The organism is Bacillus sp. JZ34 (assembly GCF_053903205.1).
On sequence record NZ_CP096403.1, the window covers coordinates 361,634 to 380,340 of the forward strand.

Annotated in this window: 19 protein-coding genes; 12 read left to right on the forward strand and 7 right to left on the reverse strand. The window is 47.6% G+C overall.

Annotated features, from left to right (window positions below; translation table 11 throughout):
* Position 1 precedes the first annotated feature (1 nt).
* Positions 2 to 1,147, forward strand: coding sequence for an ABC transporter permease (locus tag M1D90_RS01735; RefSeq protein ID WP_456283099.1), 1,146 nt, complete (start codon positions 2 to 4; stop codon positions 1,145 to 1,147).
* A gap of 41 nt (positions 1,148 to 1,188) precedes the next feature.
* On the opposite strand, the gene gerQ is transcribed toward M1D90_RS01735, so the two are convergent.
* Both gerQ and M1D90_RS01745 read right to left on the reverse strand, forming a co-directional pair.
* The gene (gene gerQ, locus M1D90_RS01740) at positions 1,189 to 1,725 is read right to left on the reverse strand and encodes a spore coat protein GerQ (protein ID WP_020453327.1); all 537 of its coding nucleotides are present in this window, start codon (positions 1,723 to 1,725) and stop codon (positions 1,189 to 1,191) included.
* A gap of 227 nt (positions 1,726 to 1,952) precedes the next feature.
* Positions 1,953 to 3,299, reverse strand: coding sequence for a TrkH family potassium uptake protein (locus M1D90_RS01745; protein WP_020453326.1), 1,347 nt, complete (start codon positions 3,297 to 3,299; stop codon positions 1,953 to 1,955).
* Between the two features lie 422 nt (positions 3,300 to 3,721).
* Between M1D90_RS01745 and bslA the strand changes: the two genes are divergently transcribed.
* Positions 3,722 to 4,261 carry a biofilm surface layer hydrophobin BslA gene (gene bslA / locus M1D90_RS01750; RefSeq protein ID WP_456283468.1) on the forward strand — a complete coding sequence of 180 codons (540 nt, stop codon included), beginning with the start codon at positions 3,722 to 3,724 and terminating at the stop codon, positions 4,259 to 4,261.
* A 46-nt stretch (positions 4,262 to 4,307) separates the two neighbouring features.
* On the opposite strand, the gene hemQ is transcribed toward bslA, so the two are convergent.
* The gene (gene hemQ, locus M1D90_RS01755; protein ID WP_020453323.1) at positions 4,308 to 5,072 is read right to left on the reverse strand and encodes a hydrogen peroxide-dependent heme synthase; all 765 of its coding nucleotides are present in this window, start codon (positions 5,070 to 5,072) and stop codon (positions 4,308 to 4,310) included.
* A gap of 288 nt (positions 5,073 to 5,360) precedes the next feature.
* Here hemQ and pta point away from each other — a divergent pair, with 288 nt between their 5' ends.
* Positions 5,361 to 6,332: a phosphate acetyltransferase gene (gene pta, locus M1D90_RS01760; protein WP_020453322.1), complete on the forward strand. Its 972-nt coding sequence runs from the start codon at positions 5,361 to 5,363 to the stop codon at positions 6,330 to 6,332.
* Positions 6,333 to 6,374: 42 nt separating this feature from the next.
* Here pta and M1D90_RS01765 read toward each other — a convergent pair whose 3' ends face one another.
* Together M1D90_RS01765 and M1D90_RS01770 are read right to left on the reverse strand one after the other, a co-directional pair.
* A complete protein-coding gene (locus M1D90_RS01765) occupies positions 6,375 to 7,325 on the reverse strand; it encodes an amidohydrolase family protein (RefSeq protein ID WP_025810617.1) in 951 nt (316 codons plus the stop codon).
* Positions 7,326 to 7,343: 18 nt separating this feature from the next.
* On the reverse strand, positions 7,344 to 8,123 hold the full coding sequence (locus tag M1D90_RS01770; protein WP_025810618.1) for an IclR family transcriptional regulator: 780 nt from the start codon (positions 8,121 to 8,123) through the stop codon (positions 7,344 to 7,346).
* Positions 8,124 to 8,324: 201 nt separating this feature from the next.
* Here M1D90_RS01770 and M1D90_RS01775 point away from each other — a divergent pair, with 201 nt between their 5' ends.
* The 7 genes from M1D90_RS01775 (at position 8,325) to M1D90_RS01805 (ending at position 15,266) form a co-directional block, all read left to right on the forward strand.
* The gene (locus M1D90_RS01775) at positions 8,325 to 9,800 is read left to right on the forward strand and encodes an aldehyde dehydrogenase (RefSeq protein ID WP_025810619.1); all 1,476 of its coding nucleotides are present in this window, start codon (positions 8,325 to 8,327) and stop codon (positions 9,798 to 9,800) included.
* Positions 9,801 to 9,814: 14 nt separating this feature from the next.
* Positions 9,815 to 10,600: a 2-keto-4-pentenoate hydratase gene (locus tag M1D90_RS01780; RefSeq protein WP_023857037.1), complete on the forward strand. Its 786-nt coding sequence runs from the start codon at positions 9,815 to 9,817 to the stop codon at positions 10,598 to 10,600.
* Between the two features lie 14 nt (positions 10,601 to 10,614).
* Complete coding sequence (locus M1D90_RS01785) at positions 10,615 to 10,806, forward strand: 4-oxalocrotonate tautomerase (RefSeq protein WP_020453317.1); 192 nt, start codon at positions 10,615 to 10,617, stop codon at positions 10,804 to 10,806.
* Positions 10,807 to 10,829: 23 nt separating this feature from the next.
* Positions 10,830 to 11,681 (forward strand): DODA-type extradiol aromatic ring-opening family dioxygenase, encoded by an 852-nt coding sequence (locus M1D90_RS01790; RefSeq protein WP_023857038.1) that lies wholly within the window; start codon positions 10,830 to 10,832, stop codon positions 11,679 to 11,681.
* 38 nt (positions 11,682 to 11,719) lie between these two features.
* On the forward strand, positions 11,720 to 13,096 hold the full coding sequence (locus M1D90_RS01795; protein ID WP_456283100.1) for an MFS transporter: 1,377 nt from the start codon (positions 11,720 to 11,722) through the stop codon (positions 13,094 to 13,096).
* Positions 13,097 to 13,111: 15 nt separating this feature from the next.
* Positions 13,112 to 14,317, forward strand: a complete 1,206-nt coding sequence (pobA, locus tag M1D90_RS01800; protein WP_456283101.1) for a 4-hydroxybenzoate 3-monooxygenase — start codon at positions 13,112 to 13,114, stop codon at positions 14,315 to 14,317.
* A gap of 103 nt (positions 14,318 to 14,420) precedes the next feature.
* Entirely contained in the window at positions 14,421 to 15,266 is an 846-nt protein-coding gene (locus M1D90_RS01805; protein WP_026580256.1) for a lipoate--protein ligase family protein, read from the forward strand.
* Between the two features lie 169 nt (positions 15,267 to 15,435).
* Here the strand turns inward: M1D90_RS01805 and M1D90_RS01810 are convergent, their stop codons facing one another.
* Both M1D90_RS01810 and M1D90_RS01815 read right to left on the reverse strand, forming a co-directional pair.
* Positions 15,436 to 15,765, reverse strand: coding sequence for a YjdJ family protein (locus tag M1D90_RS01810; RefSeq protein WP_023857042.1), 330 nt, complete (start codon positions 15,763 to 15,765; stop codon positions 15,436 to 15,438).
* 167 nt (positions 15,766 to 15,932) lie between these two features.
* Positions 15,933 to 16,721 carry an RsfA family transcriptional regulator gene (locus M1D90_RS01815; protein WP_145625083.1) on the reverse strand — a complete coding sequence of 263 codons (789 nt, stop codon included), beginning with the start codon at positions 16,719 to 16,721 and terminating at the stop codon, positions 15,933 to 15,935.
* A gap of 219 nt (positions 16,722 to 16,940) precedes the next feature.
* On the opposite strand from M1D90_RS01815, the gene M1D90_RS01820 reads away from it, so the two are divergent.
* Together M1D90_RS01820 and M1D90_RS01825 are read left to right on the forward strand one after the other, a co-directional pair.
* On the forward strand, positions 16,941 to 17,165 hold the full coding sequence (locus M1D90_RS01820) for a DUF1450 domain-containing protein (protein WP_003186096.1): 225 nt from the start codon (positions 16,941 to 16,943) through the stop codon (positions 17,163 to 17,165).
* Between the two features lie 239 nt (positions 17,166 to 17,404).
* Positions 17,405 to 18,703 (forward strand): HD domain-containing protein, encoded by a 1,299-nt coding sequence (locus M1D90_RS01825; RefSeq protein ID WP_095291515.1) that lies wholly within the window; start codon positions 17,405 to 17,407, stop codon positions 18,701 to 18,703.
* The last annotated feature ends 4 nt before the right edge of the window (positions 18,704 to 18,707 follow it).

Here is an 18,707-nt window from a genome sequence, read left to right on the forward strand (position 1 = left end):
GATGAAAGAAATGCTATGGCTTGTCAAAAACACACTGAATGTCACCTTCAAAAAGAAAATCAATATCTTTCTGTTCGTATGTCTGCCCTTGCTAGGCATATTCGTATCGCTTTTAACAGAGGGAAGCATGGACAAGACAGATTTGCGCATCGGAATTATCAATCATGACGGCGGACGAATCGCCGAAGATACTAAGGATTTTTTGAAGGGGATCGAGAATGTCAACATCAGCGCGGTCAGTGAAGCAGAAGGGAAAAGTCAAATTGCGTCAGGGGAGCTTGATTGCGTCATTACGTTTGAACAAGGCTTTTCTCAAAGCGTGCAGAGCGGAGAACCGGCTCATATCGCCATTGCATCTGTCAAAGGCGCTGAAATCACCGGGTTTGTGAAATCGTATGTTTATCATTACATTGATAATATCGCCGCAATCGGCAAATCGGCGCAGGGGAATGAAAAGCGTTTTGAGGAAATGTATAAAAATTACCGGAGTTCTGAAACGGGTGTCAAAACATATACGGTTGAAGACACGGCGAAAAATAGAAACATGACGGAGCGGACGGTCGGTTTTCTTCTGATGGCGATGCTTTTTTCAGCGGGAAGCTTGACCGAACTGTTAGTGAAGGAAAAAGAGAACAGAACGTATTTCAGGCTTTTGACCACACCGATAACGGCAAGACAGTACGTTATGTCCAATGTGGCCGTCAGTATGTCTGTCATCGCATGCCAAATCTTTTTAACATTGATAATGGTGAAATATGTGTTCCGGATGGAGACTGGCATCTCATTTTGGGAGATGGCAGCGGTGCTGTTGATTTTTGCGCTAAGCGCGGTCGGCCTGGCGCTGATCACCGTCGTCTTTGCAAATAGCTCCAAGTCATCCGGGGTATTGCGAAATTTAATATTTATGCCGACGATCATGCTGTCCGGATGTTTTTGGCCGATTGAAATCATGCCGTCTTTCGCACAGCGTATCGCGGACTTTCTTCCGCAGCGGTGGGTGCTGGATACGCTGGCAAAATTGCAGGAGGGACAGCAGCTTCAAGATCTGTATTTGAATATCATGATCCTGTTTGCTTTCGCTGCTGTCTTTTTCCTCATCGTTATTTACAAATTCAAACGTAATAATGATGTGAGAAACTTTGCTTAATATCTATAAAAAAAGGGTTCGGTTTTAATGAAACCGAACCTTTATCTTGGGGTATATGAGGCCATTGAATACGGATAATCATAAGTGATCGGCTCATCAAACGTAATATAGTCAAGATACACCATCAGCAGCAAATAGCGTGTGCCTGTTTTTCTGTCGCTTAAAATAATGTGGTCGCGGCCGGCTGCTTCAATTTCTCCCCGAAAGACTTTCGCATTCCATTCCGGATTGTTTTCAAATGTCATATATACGGTTGCCACTTTTCCGCGATTGAGCCGCAAAATATTTTCAATGTAGGATTGCTCAAGCGGCAGCATGCCGGGGATACTCGGTGAAGTCTGCTGTGCTGAAGGCATCGGAGGGACCTGGACTCCTGCCGGCTGCGGCTGGAACAGCTGTGGGCCGGGCTGCTGATACGATTGCTGCCCCCCCGTTTGGGTGAAAGGCTGCTGTCCATGCTGCTGGTACATTTGCCCCATCTGCCCCATCTGCGGATAAGGGTTGGGCCCCATTTGCTGCCGGAAATCCGGCATTTCAAGCTCCTGAAGCGGCTGAATCTGATTTTTTTTAAATTTCATCTCGTTCCTCCTCATTTCATTGTGTCAAAGTCATGCCTACCGTCCATACATGAGGAATGATAAAGTGCTGCTATGAAGACGATCCGGCTGTAAAAGACTCAAGATGATAGATCAATATTTCCCATCCCTTTTACAGTATGAACGGGCGGGATGGAATATGACGACACATCATGTTGGAAAGAGAAAAACAAAAAGACCGCTCGTGAAAAGAGCGGTCTTTCTGCATATTAACCTGTGATCACTTCATCTTCAGGATGGCGGATCGGCGCCTTCTTCGGCTTGGCCAGCGTAAACGCCATAGTGAGAGGCCCGACGCGGCCGATAAACATCATCATCATGATAACCGCTTTGCCTGCAGTCGTTAAATCAGGTGTCAGTCCCATCGACAGGCCGACCGTTCCAAAAGCGGAAAATACTTCAAAGACGATTTCCAAAAATGGAGCATTCTCTGTGATCGTCAATATAAATAATGCGAAAAGCACGAATAAAAAACTGATCACAATGATGGCCAAAGCTCTTAAAATGGTTTTCATTTTAATCGCCCTTTTGAACACAACCGTCTCGCTTTTTCCCCTTAAAAAGGTGATCGTCGCCAAGATCATCACGATAAACGTTGTCAGTTTAATTCCGCTTCCTGTTGACGCGCTTCCGGCTCCGATAAACATCAAAACGATGGTTAACAGGAGGGACGGCGTTGTCATCTGGGCGATATCAAGCGTATTGAATCCGGCAGTTCTCGGTGTCACACCCTGGAAGTAAGCGCCCCACATTTTGTCGGCTAAAGGCAGTCCGCCGAGCGTACCTGGATTCGAGTATTCCAAAATAAAAATCAGCAAGGCGGCTGTCGTATTGATGATCAATGTTCCAACGATCATGAGCTTGGAATGCAGCGATAATGTCCGGAAGTTTCGCTTTGTCCATAAATCCAGCAGAACGGTAAAGCCGATACCCCCTGTAATGAAAAGGCCTGTGATGACAATGTTGACAATCGGGTCGCCCACATATTGAGACAAGTTGTCCGGCCACAGGGAGAACCCCGCATTGTTAAAGGCTGAAATCGTGTTAAACAAACTATGAAACAAGCCTTTTTGCAAACCGTATTCAGGAACCCATCTGATCGAAAGGATCAAAAATGCCACAAATTCTATGACAATGGTGAAAATAAACAAATGCTTGACCAGGCGGACAAGTCCGCCTAAAGAAGTCTGGTTAAATGCTTCTTGAACGAGAATCCGCTGCTGCAGGCCGATTTTTTTGCCGATCATCATGATGACGAGAACGGCAAACGTCATTAAGCCGAGTCCGCCGATTTGAATCAGGCACATAATAACTGTTTGTCCGAAAACCGTAAAATCTGCCCCTGTATCGACAACAACAAGCCCAGTTACCGTAGTTGCAGAGGTGGCCGTGAATAAAGCATCCACCCATGAGATGTAAGTAGTGGAGGCGCCGGGCAGCTTCAATAAACAGGCGCCGATGGCAATGATAATCAAGAAACTGAGCGCCAGCGTCTGCGGCGGACTAATATTGATGATCTTACCTTTTACAAGATTTGAAGAAACCAATTTAGGCATTTTTTCGTTCCTTTCTTCATCCATTCAGTCAAAACATGAATGGAGAAAAAGCAAGGTGATTTCAAATTTAAACGCAGATGGTCATGTTTCAATAATGTCAATAATGTACAGCCAGATACACCGTTTGTCAACAAAAATCAGGAGAATGAAGAGAAGGAATGCGGACGGGTCTTTTGTCCTTTACTAAAGAACAGCGAAGAAAATCAAGAGGAGCAACGCCTGGTTAAATTCTATTATTTTGCATTTCTTTTAAAAATATGACATGGAAAACATTTACTACCTGTTGAAAAAATGGTAGTTTTTAATAGAAATCACCAAAGTGCCGGCGCTTTGGGAAGAAGGCGTTGCTTGATGTTGCCTTTCTTGTACGCTTTCGTCATGACGAATGATGAAAAAAATGATGACTAGGGGGAATTGCTGTGTTGAAAAGAATGTATCGTTCTAAATTGTCAATCTTGGCGGTTAGTCTCGTGATGATGGTTTCGATTTTTCTGCCTTCGTTCCAGGCTAGCGCTCAAACAACCAAAACTGAATCTGTCTACCGCCCGGCTGCGAACGCTTCCTTGTATGCGACTATAACAGGTGCCAGCAAACAGGAGTGGTCGTTCTCGGATATTGATCTGACGTATCGTCCGAATTCAATCCTGGCGCTGGGAACGGTTGAATTTACATTGCCGTCGGGATTTTCCGCAACAACGAAAGATACCGTGAACGGAAGAGCGTTGACTACAGGGCAAATTTTGAATAACGGAAAAACGGTAAGGCTGCCGCTTACAATTGATCTGTTGGGTATTGCGGAGTTTAAGCTTGTGCTGGCAAACAAAACGCTGCCTGCCGCAGGAAAGTATACATTCCGGGCGGAGAACAGAGTGCTGGGGCTCGGATCGACTTTCTATGCCGAATCTTCAATCGAGGTGCAAAAAAGGGCGACTCCGCCTACACAGCCGTGTAACTGCAAGTAATAGGAAAAAAAGCTCCAAAGACCGAGGTCTTTGGAGCTTTTTATCATTACACATGCAAAAATGCAGGCAGCTGTTCATTTGCGAGGCGGTTGCCGACAAAGAATGAACCGAATTCACCGTACCGGGCGCTTACTTCATCGAAGCGCATTTCATAGACGAGCTTTTTGAACTGGAGCACATCATCTGAAAAGAGCGTGACACCCCACTCATAATCGTCAAATCCGATTGAGCCGGTAATAATCTGTTTCACTTTGCCCGCATAGCCGCGGCCGATCATCCCGTGGCTGCGCATCAAGCTTCTTCTCTCTTCCATAGACAGCATGTACCAGTTGTCATCGCCCGATCTTCTTTTATCCATCGGATAGAAGCAGACATATTTGGCGTTCGGGAGCTCAGGGTACAGGCGCGCACGCACTTGCGGATTTTCGTAAGGGTCTCCCTCGCCGCTTCCCATATAGTTGCTCAGCTCGACAACGGATACGTATGAATAAGCAGGTATCGTGTATTCAGCGAGTTTGGATTTATTGAACTCAAGTTCAATTTGATTTAATTCCTCCATCGTAGGACGCAAAATCATCAGCATGAAGTCCGCTTTTTGGCCGACGATGCTGTATAGCGTGTGGCTTCCGTTTCCTTCTTTTTGAGCAGCTCCCCATTTTTCGAGAAGACCTGTAAATTCGCTGATAATGATCTGGCGCTCATCGCTTGAAAGCATTTTCCATGCGGACCAGTCCATTGTCCGGAAATCGTGAAGGGCATACCAGCCGTCAAGCGTTTGGGCGGCTTCGTTCGTTTTTTGCTGTTCGCTCATTTTGCAATCACTCCCAATTTGTATGTACTTGCCTTCATCATATCATAGTTTGCCGCGTTTTATCCGTTTAGAAGATTTGAACAAAGGTGACGATCTGTCGTATAACTGGGAAAGGCTGTTATATACTAATAGAAGTGTTTAAACCCTGCCGCACTTAAATTAATTTAAAAAAAGCGTTTAAAAAGTGAAAGCATTATAATAAAATACAGAAGGATTGAATTTATATCACAAAAGAGTATGCTTAATAGAGAAATGAAGTATTTGTGACACTTTCAAGGAGGGTATATAGTGGCAGATCTATTTACAACAGTGCAGGAAAAAGTAGCAGGAAAAGGAGTTAAAATCGTATTTCCGGAAGGTATGGACGAGCGCATTCTCAAAGCTGTCAACGATTTGGCCGGAAACAACGTATTAAAGCCGATCCTTGTGGGAAACGAGCAGGAAATCAAAGATAAAGCGAACGGGTTGAATTTGACGCTGGATGGCGTTGACATATACGATCCTCATACATACGAAGGAATGGAAGACCTTGTTCAGGCTTTCGTTGAACGCCGCAAAGGAAAAGCGACGGAAGAACAGGCCCGCCAAATCCTTTTAGATGAGAACTATTTTGGAACGATGCTTGTTTATAAAGGGCTTGCCGACGGTCTTGTCAGCGGTGCGGCTCATTCAACAGCGGATACGGTTCGCCCTGCGCTGCAAATTATTAAAACAAAAGAAGGCGTGAAGAAAACTTCCGGCGTGTTTATCATGGCGCGCGGCGATGAGCAGTATGTATTCGCAGACTGTGCGATCAATATTGCGCCTGACAGTCAGGACCTTGCGGAAATTGCAATCGAAAGTGCGAACACAGCGAAAATGTTCAACATTGACCCTCGTGTCGCCATGCTCAGCTTTTCAACAAAAGGCTCTGCAAAATCAGACGAAACTGAAAAGGTAGCCAATGCGGTTGCGATCGCCAAAGAAAAAGCGCCTGAGCTTACACTGGACGGCGAATTCCAATTTGATGCGGCATTCGTTCCGTCTGTCGCCGAGAAAAAAGCGCCGGACTCCGTCATTAAAGGTGATGCAAACGTATTTGTTTTCCCAAGCCTTGAAGCGGGGAACATCGGCTATAAAATCGCTCAGCGCCTTGGCAACTTCGAAGCGGTCGGTCCGATTCTGCAAGGGCTGAACATGCCTGTAAACGACCTCTCCAGAGGATGCAACGCTGAAGACGTTTATAATCTTGCGCTGATTACGGCAGTTCAAGCGCTGTAATTTGTTTTTGAAAAAGGTGAACCTGAAGAGGTTCGCCTTTTTTTATGCTTCAATCGCTACATTCAGCAGAGATTCCGCCCCTTTCCGACCGGGATCGAGAGGCGGCCACTGACAAAGGTCAAAAGGAAAATCGGAACCCGGAACAAGGCGGTCTTCTCCGATGAGCTTCTTTAAATATGCCGCGCTTTCTTTCTCCCACAGCACGCTGTCAAACCAAAACTTCCGCAAATATTCGCGCGGCGGCGCCGAAAGCGATGAAGAAACGCCGGCCCATTTGTCATATCCTTTGTCCAGTCTTCCGATCTGATAGGGCAAAAAGCCGCCGCCGTGCGCCAGCAGAATTTTCACATTGCGAAAACGGTCTGTAAACCCGCTTAACAAAAGATCAGCGGCGCAAATTGTCGTTTCCCACGGAACGCCGATCAAATTTGGCAGCATCCTGCGGCGAAGCCGCGGATCTTCAGAAAGGAGCGGATGGATAAAGATAATCGCTTTTCTTCTGTCAGCCGTTTCCCAAAACGGTGTAAATGCTTCGTCTGAGAGAAGCATTTGCGAAGCGCCGGGGCCGATAATCGCTCCTTTAAGGCCGTTGTTCATCGCTTCATTCAGGCGCTCGCTCGCCTTTAAAGGGCTGTTCAGCGGGACGGTGCCGAGGCCTGAAAGGCGGCCGTCGTGTTTTTTAACCCATCCGGCAAGCGCTTTGTTGTATACAAAGGACAATTCGTCTGTGATTTCTTCGGCGAGATCGTAAAGGAAAAGCTGGGGAACCGGCGATACCAATGAGTGTGAGACGCCGGCTTCCTGCTGGGCTTCCAAATATAAAGCTTCCTGGTAGAACAGCTCTTTTAATTCAAAGCCCCATTTGTGATTGACCGTCAAAAAATCCGCTTGGCGGCCATCCTTTTTTTCGCGGACGGCGTGGACCTTCTTTTCATTGTCGTCCAGCCAAAGCAGCACATCGTGCGGTATAAAGTGCGTGTGAAGATCATACAAAGCCGATTCCCCCAATTTTTATATTCGTTTCCAGTACCCGATTCTTTCGGAAATATCCCGGGCCGCTTTTTTCACTTGGTATACGATTTTCGCCTGCCGGGCCTTTATGCGTTCTGCCGGACCTACGACACTGACGGCGTACAACACTCGTCCCGCGTGGTTTCTGACGGGAGCTGAGATGGATGTGACACCATCAATGAATTCCCCGCAACTGACGTCAAACCCGTTTTCTTTAACGGTTTTCAGCGCCTCCCTCAATTTGTCCTCGTCTGTAATCGTTTGTTTTGTACAGCTTTTCAAGCCTTCCTTCACATACTCATCCAATATGCCGTCTTCGTCAAAGGCGAGAAGCACCTTGCCCGAGCTTGTGCAATGCATCGGGTTTTGCCGCCCGATATATGAGAGAAGTTCGACAGGGCGGGGGCATTCCGTCCGATTGAGATAAACGACGCTTAGATCGCGTCGCATCGCAATATGCGACGTTTCGCCGGTCTCTTCTGTCAGCCGTTTGAGGACCGGCTGGGATTCGCGGTTGATTTCAAGAGTGGAGTTGACAATGGTGTTTAACTTCAGAACCGATAAGCCGAGCTTGTATCTTCTGGATTCCGGGTCCTTCATGACAAACCCTTCGCTTTCCAATGTAGTCAAAAGGCGCGATACTGTGCTTTTTCCGAGGCCGAGCGATGAGGCGAGTTCGGTTAGTTTCTTTTCCGGTGTCTCTAATGTAAACGATTGAAGCAGACGAAGTGCATTTTTTACTGAACCGAGCAGCTGGTGGTCCTTTGTCTCAACAGTCATAGGTTCCTCAACTCTCTCCCTTGTTTTCGTTGCCTTTTATTCCATAATATAACATGATTTTAAAAATAAAAAAGCGGAAAATATCAAATTTTCGGAAAAAATGTCTGAGTTGTTCCGCATAGAGGAACATTGCTGTTTTCTTGTCGTTTAAAATCATTTAACTTAATGGAAAGGATTTGAAAAGGAGGATGTTTGTAGAATATGAATGTTCAGACCCCATCGGCAAAACTCGTAAAACCTTTTGACTGTCAGCACTACATAAACGGCAGGTACTTTCCTTCAGAGAACGGCAGTACGTTTGACAATATCAATCCGGCTACACAGGAAATCATCGGGAGCGTTGCGGAAGGAGGCAAAAAAGAGGTCGATCTTGCAGTCGCGGCCGCAAGGCGTGCTTTAAACGGACGCTGGAAAAACATGACCGCTGACGAAAGGATTCGGATCATCAGAAAGGTCGGCGACATCATACTTGAGCGTAAAGACGAACTGGCAAGGCTCGAGACATTGGATACGGGGAAGCCGCTTTCGCTCTCAAGTAATTTAGATATTCCGCGGGCTGCTTTCAACTTTCATTTTTTTGCGGATTTTATGAGAGGAGCCGGAACAGAAGCTTATCAAACTGACGATCTTGCAATCAATTATGCGATCCGCCGTCCGGTCGGCGTCGTCGGGCTGATCAATCCGTGGAACTTGCCGCTGCTTTTGCTGACGTGGAAATTGGCGCCTTGTCTGGCGGCGGGAAATACAGCCGTCATCAAACCGGCTGAACTGACGCCGCTGACAGCCACGCTCCTCGGGGAAATCTGCCATGATGCAGGAATGCCTGACGGAGTCGTCAACATCGTCCACGGGTTTGGGCCTGATTCCGCCGGCGCTGCGCTTTCTGAGCATCCCGATGTTGATGCGATATCTTTCACGGGAGAAACGACAACCGGCAAAATCATTATGGAAGCTGCTTCGAAAACATTAAAGAAACTTTCCTTTGAATTGGGAGGAAAGAACCCGAATATTATTTTTGCCGATGCCGACATGGAGGAAGCCGTCAGCATCTCATTGAAATCGAGTTTCGTCAACCAGGGCGAAGTATGTATGAGCGGCTCCCGCATCTATGTCGAGCGGGAAGCGTATGACGAATTTCTGAACAAGTTCGTTGAGAAAACGAAAGAGCTCAAAGTCGGCGATCCTTTTGATCCGGATACGAATATCGGCGCCTTAATTTCTTCTGAACACACCGAGCGTGTGATGAACTACATCGAATTGGCCAAACGGGAAGGCGGCGTTATTTTAACCGGAGGAAAACGCCCTGAAGGACAGGAATCCGGCTGCTTTCTTGAACCGACGATTATCACCGGACTTTCCCGCAATTCCAGGCTCATCAAAGAAGAAATCTTCGGGCCGGTCGTGACGGTGATTCCGTTCGACGAAGAGGAGGAAGTTATTGCACAGGCTAATGATACACATTACGGATTAAGCGCGACCGTATGGACGAACGACCTCCGCCGGGCGCACCGCGTAGCCGGGCAAATCGAATCGGGCATGGTATGGGTCAACAGCTGGTTTCTCCGCGATCTTCGGACACCGTTTGGCGGCATGAAACAGAGCGGGCTCGGACGAGAAGGAGGCATTCACAGCCTCGAATTCTTCAGCGAATTAACCAATATTTGCATCAAGCTGTAAAAGGAGGAAAACGGATGAATGCCACAGCATTGAAGGATACGGCGCGCCTCTTGTATCTTGCTGAAACAGAGAAGCGCGAGGTTGAAAGAATCACAAAGGACTACCCGGAGCTGACCGTCGAAGAGGCGTATGCGATTCAAGAAGAACTGATTCAACTGAAATTATGGGATGGCAACGGCATTATCGGTCCGAAAATGGGCCTGACAAGCCGGGCGAAAATGGAGCAGATGAACGTCGAGGAGCCGATCTACGGTTATATTTTTGAAGATATGATCGTACCAAACGGCGGAAGCATCCGGATGAACGAGCTGATTCACCCGAAGGTTGAAGCCGAGATTGCTTTTGTGCTTGGAAAGGATATTGAAGGGCCGGGTGTTACAAAGGAGAAGGTCCTTGAAGCCGTTGCTGAATTGATTCCCGTTCTTGAAGTGATTGACAGCCGTTATGAAAACTTCTCATTTACCCTGCCTGATGTCATTGCGGACAATGCGTCATCTTCAAGGGTGGTGTTAGGTGAAAAAGTGAAGATGCCGGACCATTTCAAGCTTGATGAAGCAAAAGTCTCTTTAGTGATAAACGGCGAGGTCAAAGAGCAGGGCACTGGTGCAGCAGTTGTCGGACATCCCGCAAATTCGGCGGCCATGCTCGCCAATATGCTCTCCAGGAAGAAACAAAAGCTTGCGGCCGGAAGCATCATTTTAACGGGCGGTGTAACGGGAGCTGTCATGCTGCAGCCGGGCGACCGCGTTTCAGCACAAGTAGAAGGACTGGGAGATGTATCATTTTCAGTCCAATCATAACCTGAGGTGATCATATGCCGATCGTTCATATTCAATTATTAGAAGGCCGGCCGCCTGAAAAGGTCGAGGAAGTCATTCAAAAAGTGACGGAAACGTTGAGCGCCACCCTTGATGCTCCGAGGGAAAACGTCCGTGTTCTTGTCACCGAAATTCCTAAAAGCCACTGGGGCATAGGCGGAACACCGGTTTCAAAATTAAGACCTTAAAGAAGGCGACGGGAGGAATCTACATGTCAATCGAATTGGCGGCGCTTGTTCCGCATACACCGAGGATGTGCTTTGAAGATAAAACCCCTGACTTTCAAAAAGAGCTGGTCAAAGGGATGAAGCGGCTCTCCGGGATCATCGAAAGAATTCAGCCTGATGCCGTTGTCTTGATTTCCTGTCACTGGACGTCAAGCTTCGATCATCTGATCGATGCGGCTCCCGATCATCAAGGCGTTTTAACAGCTTTGGAGTGCCCGAATTTAATTTCCGATGTTCCGTATTCTTACCCCGGGGACACGGAATTGGCGCTGCAGTTGGCCGAAGCCGGCGCAAAAGAGGGGCTTTCCGTCATTCCTATCAACGATCCCGCCTACTGCTGGGACTACGGGACAGTTGTTCCGCTGCGCTATCTCGTTCCAAAAGGGGATATTCCGGTCATCGATTTATCGGTTACATTGGCGGCGAACCTGGAAGAAACGTATTTGTGGGGCCGGATTGCCGGAAGAGTACTGAAGGAAAGCAGAAAGAAAATCGTGTTCATCAGCAGCGGGGCACTCAGCCACCATTTGGTGAGAGGGCCCGAATGCATGCCGACTTTGGCCGAACAGGCCCTCGATGCTCAATTTTTAACCTATTTAACAGACAACGATCTTATATCTGCTCAGCAGATGCTGCCTCAATATGCTAAAAATGCCGGACTTGAAGCTGGCGGCCGTCACATTGCAATGCTTTTGGGCGTGCTTGAAGACGGATGTAAAAGCACGTTTTACGGATACGGCCAGTCTTCCGGGAGCTCCAATGTCGTCATGGCATTCGAACCTGCGGGGCAAAAAGCTCGCACGCACGCTTTCAATGAAAAAGACACCGTACGTTAAGCTGTTTTCATAATACGATTAGAATCGTGGAGGGAAACATGAAAAATCGTTCAGTTCATCCAGCAGAAATCATGGCGGCCAGCAAATTCAACAAAGTGCATCTGACTGTTTTCCTATGGTGTTTTTTCGCCATCGCCTTTGACGGTTATGATATTGCGATGTACGGCGTCAGCTTGCCGTGGCTGATGGAGGAATGGAGCCTGACCGCCATTCAAGCCGGAGCGATCGGCAGCTATACATTGATCGGTATGATGCTCGGCGCACTTATTTTTTCACCGCTCGCAGATCAATACGGCCGCAAAAAGGTGTTAGGCTTCTGTATTTTTCTGTTCAGCCTGTTTACGGCATTGGCCGGGCTGATCGATTCTCCGCTTTTGTTTACGATCATGCGGTTTCTTGCTGCTCTTGGAATGGGCGGGTTGATGCCAAATGCGATTTCGCTGATGACCGAATATTCGCCGAAAAAAAACAGGGCGGTGATCGTAGCCGCCATGTATTGCGGCTATTCCGCAGGCGGTGTGCTGGCGTCTCTCGTCGGCATGTTCGCCGTGCCCGGGACAAGCTGGAGAGTGCTGTATCTGATCGGAGCCGTGCCGCTCTTTGTGCTCCCGTTTTTTTTCAGCCGGTTCCCCGAATCTCTGTCATTTTACGTTTTGAAGAAGAAGACGAAAGCGTTGGCTGAGATTCTCAATCAGGTGCATCCGGCGGGACGGTACAGGGAAGACGACAATTATCAAATTTCGGTGATTGCGAAAGAAAAGAAGGGCTTTCCAGTTAAAAAACTGTTCGAACAAAAACGTGCAGCGAGCACATTCGCATTCTGGCTTTCCGTTTTCAGCTGCCTTCTCATGGTCTACGGCTTAAATACATGGCTTCCGAAAATGATGCAGGAGTCAGGTTACGGGCTGTCGTCAAGCTTGTCATTTAATCTGGCGCTGTGCAGCGGACAAGCCGCAGGAGCGGTACTCGGCGGATATTTTGCAGATAAGGCCGGCCATAAAAAAGTGCTTGCGGCGATGTATGTCATCGGGGCCTTTTGTTTTGCAGCGTTTGGAATGACGATGAACGCCGTTCTTCTGTACTTGCTGATTGCTTTAGGCGGAGCATGCACTGTCGGAGCGCAAAATATCGCTAATCCTTATATTTCAGAATATTATCCGAAAGAAATCAGAGCGACCGGAATCGGCTGGGCGCTCGGGGTCGGCAGACTCGGAGCGATCATTGCCCCTTCGCTGTTTGCATTGATTCTTGCTGCCGGGATGGAGCCGAAGCAGGCTTTCATGGTGTTCGCGATCCCGAGTGTTTTTGCTGCGCTTGGCATCATGCTCGTCCAAGAGAAGCATGCTTCATTTGATTTTGTCTCTAAATCGGAAAGCGCCGAGTTTACGTTAGAAGCCACATCAAAACATGGATAAAGGGAGGAAACCATTTTGCGGACACAAGTGGGAATTATCGGAGCGGGGCCTGCCGGGCTTATGCTCGCAAACCTGCTCCAACGCCGGGGAATCGAAGCGGTCGTGATCGAATCCCGCTCGCGAAAGGAGATTGAAGAAACCATCCGTGCAGGCGTTCTTGAACAGATGACGGTAGATTTGCTAAATGAAACAGGCGCCGGTGAACGGATGATGAAAACAGCCATGTTTCATCAAGGGATTGAGATCCGCTTTGGCGGCAAGCGGCACAGAATTGATATGCACAAGCTGACGGGAGGAAAGTACATTGCCATCTATCCCCAGCATGAAGTGATCAAAGATTTAATCGACGTCCGTCTGCAATCGGGAGGGCGCATCGTTTTCAATGTGTCTGGCGTCCGCCTGTCAAATATTGATACAGAAGCGCCCGTCATCACTTATCAGACTGAAAACGGCGATACAGAAGAACTGACCTGCGATTTCATTGCGGGGTGCGACGGATTTCATGGGCCGAGCAGACAAAGCATTCCGAGGGAGATCCGCAGAGAGTACGAAAAGGTGTACCCATACGGATGGCTCGGCATATTGGCTGAAGCCCCTCCGTCCTCGTCTGAACTTGTGTATGCCCATCATGAGGACGGGTTTGCCCTCGTCAGCACGAGGACTCCGGAAATCCAGCGGCTTTACCTGCAAGTCAGCCCTTCAGATTCAATCGGGAACTGGCCGGACGAAAGGATATGGGAGAAGCTTCATTTAAGGCTGTCGGCCGATGACGGATGGAAGCTGACTGAAGGCCCTGTGATTCAAAAGAACATTGTCTCGATGAGAAGCTTTATATGCGATCCGATGCAATACGGCAGACTGTATTTAGCGGGGGATGCCGCGCATATTGTACCGCCGACCGGTGCGAAAGGCCTGAATCTTGCGATGGCGGATGTCCAACGGCTTGCGTGGGCGCTCGAAGACTATTACGAAGCCGGCAATACCGAACGGCTGAACCGCTATTCTGAGGCTTGCCTCCGCCGCGTCTGGAAAGCGGAGCGCTTTTCCTGGTATATGACATCCCTGCTGCACCGTCATCACGGCTACACGCCATTTGACTACCAAATTCAATTGGCTGAGCTTGACCATGTCACAACCTCAACAGCGGCCGCTCAAAGTCTTGCCGAAAATTACGTCGGGCTGCCGCTCGAATTCGGAGAACCGTCTTTAAGCGTCACATGAATGAAGGAGAAGCGCCGGAGATAAGAAAAATCCCACATCATGTTTTCGTAAATGGTATAATGGATGTTGGCTGAAATGCATAACGAAAGGGTTTACAATATATATGGCAAAGCAACCGATTGATCTACTCATCCAGCCGAAATGGAGAATTATTGACCAATCCAGCCTCGGCCCATATTTTGATGCAAAACAATCATTTGCGATAGATGATACGCTGTGCGCTTCTGTCGGAAAGGGTTTGTCTCCGGCGACGGCGCGTTCCTGGGTGCACCATGACACGATCGTGCTCGGAATTCAGGATACAAGGCTTCCTTATTTACAAGACGGGATTTCATTGCTTGAAGAAGCGGGCTATCAAGTCATCGTTCGCAATTCCGGCGGACTGGCCGTCGTTTTGGACAGCGGGGTTTTAAACGTTTCGCTGATTTTTCAGGATAAGAAAAACGGAATTGATATCGACCGGGGCTATGAAGCGATGTTTGAGCTCGTTAAGCGAATGCTGTCATCCTATGACGCAGCAATCGAAGCCTATGAAATCAAAGGCTCTTACTGTCCGGGGAGCTTTGATTTGAGCATCGGGGGAAGGAAGTTTGCGGGAATTTCCCAGAGGCGGCTGAGAGGCGGAGTGGCTGTTCAAATTTATTTATGCGCTGATCAAAGCGGAAGCGGTCGCGCTGAGCTGATCAAACGTTTCTACGACACCGCATTGAAAGACATGCGCGGGAAGACAAAAGCCGTTTATCCCGATATTCGCCCGGAAACGATGGCTTCGCTCTCTGAGCTTCTCAATGAAGACATCTCGGTGCAGGACTTGATGCTCTTGCTTCTGACACAGCTGAAAGAGCTGGGCGGGGAGATTTATCAAGGCCCCCTCACGCCCGCAGAAGAAGAAGCCTATGAAAAAAACCTCGTCCGTATGATTGAGCGGAATGAAAAAGTTTTTGGATAGAAGAAGAGCCTCTGCGCTCCCGTTATATTCGTTGCCAGGCATGCTTAAAGCGGCGAAAAACCGCGGCTGCCTCTAGCGGATTGAGAAAATGCTTCATAGACGGCAAAATCCTAAAACGGTTGAACGTTTCAGGATTTTGTCACACTTCACCGCTTCCGAAGCGGTTTTTTTATGCTGCGCTCAAAGCGCTTTTTCGTTTTACATATGTTTTGATGAGAAGATAAGCCGCCAAAGCGATGATATACGCCAAACTGACAGCCATTAAAATTACGGTTGCCGGCGTATGTTTGGCCGCGTAGACGAAAAAATCAAGCTGGGAAATATCGTGTGCGTATTTTATGGAGTCCTCTCCATAGAGCAGTTTTGTAAACTTGGCTGTATATTTCCACTCCCACGGCACCTTTAAAAGCTCGCTGCCTTGATACCAGCTTGCCAATGCAGAAAACAAAAACAAAAGGGCTGCCGTGCCTAACTGAACCGCATATAAAACAAACTTCATCGAATACCCCGCTTTATAAATTGCTATCCCTATTATGAAATTTTTGTCATATGAAAGCAAGCCGCAGAGGTAAAAAATACCCCCTTTTTTCAAGAAAGGGGTATCAGCGTATCGGCAAATTTTTATGCGTTTTCAGTTCTGTCTCTTTGCCGCACCCTCTGAAAGCGCTATTCAGCCATTTTTTCTAAATTGCCGTTCCGGTCCATTTTGAAGGCGGGCGCAGCGTGTTCGTCTTCTTCGAATAAAACTAGTTTTCTTGCACGGTTCATAATTTTTACGAGCGTTTCGTAGTCTTCCTGGATGGTCGACTGGTCTTTTTCCAGCTTTTTGACTTCAGTTTCAAGCTTTTCAACTTTTTTCGTCAGCTCTTCATTTTCCTGTTTTAAGCGGTCATTTTCCATTTTTAAAGCGGCAGTCTGTGCTTCGTTTCCTGTGTAGTTTTGCAGGAAGCGGATCACATCATCGATCGTCATGTCTTTCGATGAATCGGCTGAATGGCCTGCCTGCGGCTGGTTTGGCGATAGAAGGTGCGATAAACTAGCTAACTCTTCTTTAAAGCTCTCATCAACATAAGGCAGATGCTCGCTGGCGATCGGCTGCTGTTCGCTTGAATCGGCGGTTGCTTTCTGCTGCTCAATGACGCTTTCTGCAGGCGGTTCAGCCTCTGTTTCGACAGGCGGCTTGTATAATAAGCGTTTTTTCGCCGGCTGGCCGTTTCCAAGGGCGCGCATTCTTTGCTTCCTTTGTTTTTTAGCCAGCTGCAATGCTTTTTCGTATTGGTGGCGGACAACCGCGTTCCATCTAAAACCGCAGGCGGCTGATGTCCTGTTCAGTCTGTCTCCGACTTCCTCGAAGGCGTTCAGCTGTGTGCTGCCTTCTCTGACATGCCGCAATACCGTTTCAGCAAGCAGTAAATCATTCTCTTCAGACCAAGCGTCTTGTCTTTGTTTCATCACTTCTCAACTCCCATTGTCAGTATTGGTATTAGATTGTCCATTTTGGAAAATATTTATACAAGTTTGCTAAAAGAATAGGAACTGATTTTTTTAGCGCGATCCTTGCAGGAATGAAAGAATCCTTGTAAAATGAAGGATGGTGTCATTTTTTATCAAAGTTCGGCACGGTTGAATGCCTTTCATAAAGACAGATGAACAAAACGAAAGGAAGCGTATGAAATGGCTAATGAATTTCGAGTATGCGACGATTGTCAGGCCACTAATTTAAAGACGCTTTTGCCCCGTCTGAAAGAAATCGATCCGGATGCAAAAGTGGAAATCGGCTGCCAGTCTTACTGCGGGCCGGGACGAAAAAAATCGTTCGCGTTTGTCAATAATCGTCCGCTGTCAGCTCCTGATGAAGACGAGCTGATCGAAAAAGTGAAAAAGAAACTCAAAAAATAACCGCCTCCCTAACGGGTCAGGCGTTTTTGCTTGTTTGCCGGCTTTTTTGCAGTCTGGAACAAATAGCCGGGTAAATTCAAGGATGTTTTCAAAAAAGCAGACTCGATATAATAGAAACAGACCTAAAAGAAAACAAGCAGATCGGGCAATACTTACAATATACATTTAGTTCTCCGAAGAAAAAGAGACGGATGGGCAGCGATCAGTTTGCCTCACGTTTGAAAAAAAGAGGGACAAAAATGGCGTATCCAAACGGAAAATTATCAGAAGAAAAAGTGTTTAAAGATCCTGTTCACCGCTATGTCCATGTACGGGACAAGCTGATATGGGACTTGATCGGAACCCGTGAATTTCAGAGACTGCGCAGAATCAAACAGCTTGGAACGACCTATTTGACGTTTCACGGAGCCGAACACAGCCGTTTCAACCATTCTCTCGGCGTCTATGAAATTGTCAGAAGAATGGTTGATGACGTTTTTAAAGGCAGGGAGGAATGGAATGACAGCGAGCGTGATCTGTGCCTTTGCGCCGCATTGCTGCACGATTTGGGGCACGGCCCGTTTTCCCATTCGTTTGAAAAGGTCTTCCGGCTTGATCATGAAGATTTTACGAGAGCGATCATTTTAGGCGATACAGAAGTTAACCAGGTGTTAAACAAGGTGAGCCCGACGTTTGCAAAGGATGTCGCTGAGGTCATCGCGAAAACCTATCAGAACAAGCAGGTCGTCAGCCTGATCTCAAGCCAGATTGACGCTGACCGCATGGACTATCTTCAGAGAGACGCCTATTATACCGGCGTCAGCTACGGCCATTTCGATATGGAGCGGATCCTCCGCGTGATGCGGCCGCGCGAAGACCAAATCGTGATTAAGCAAAGCGGAATGCATGCCGTTGAGGATTATATTATGAGCCGGTACCAGATGTACTGGCAGGTCTATTTCCATCCTGTGACAAGAAGCGCGGAAGTGATTTTGACGAAGATTCTTCACCGTGCAAAGCAGCTTCATGAGGAAGGCTATGTTTTCACGTATGCGCCCGTGCATTTTTATTCTATTTTTGAAGGCAATGTCACATTGGAAGATTATTTGAGTCTTGATGAAGCAATCATTCTTTATTATTTTCAGGCCTGGGAAAAAGAAGAGGATGAGGTTTTGTCTGATTTATGCCGCCGGTTTATCAACCGCAGGCTGTTCCAGTATGCGGAATTCAATCCGAATGAGGAAATGGCGACTTACTTTGAACTGACCGCCTTGTTTAAAGAATCAGGGATTGATCCCGATTATTACCTTGTGGTGGATTCGTCCTCAGACCTTCCTTATGATTTCTACAGACCGGGGGAAGAAGAGGAGCGCCTCCCGATTCAATTGCTGACGCACAACGGCCAGATTAAGGAGCTGTCGCGGCAATCCGATATTGTCGATGCGATATCAGGCAAGCGGAGAACGGACCATAAGCTGTATTTCCCGCTCGATTTAATCGAAGGATTGCCTGACGGCCGTCATGCGAAAAGAATGAAAGAATTGCTCGGACTGATATAGAAAG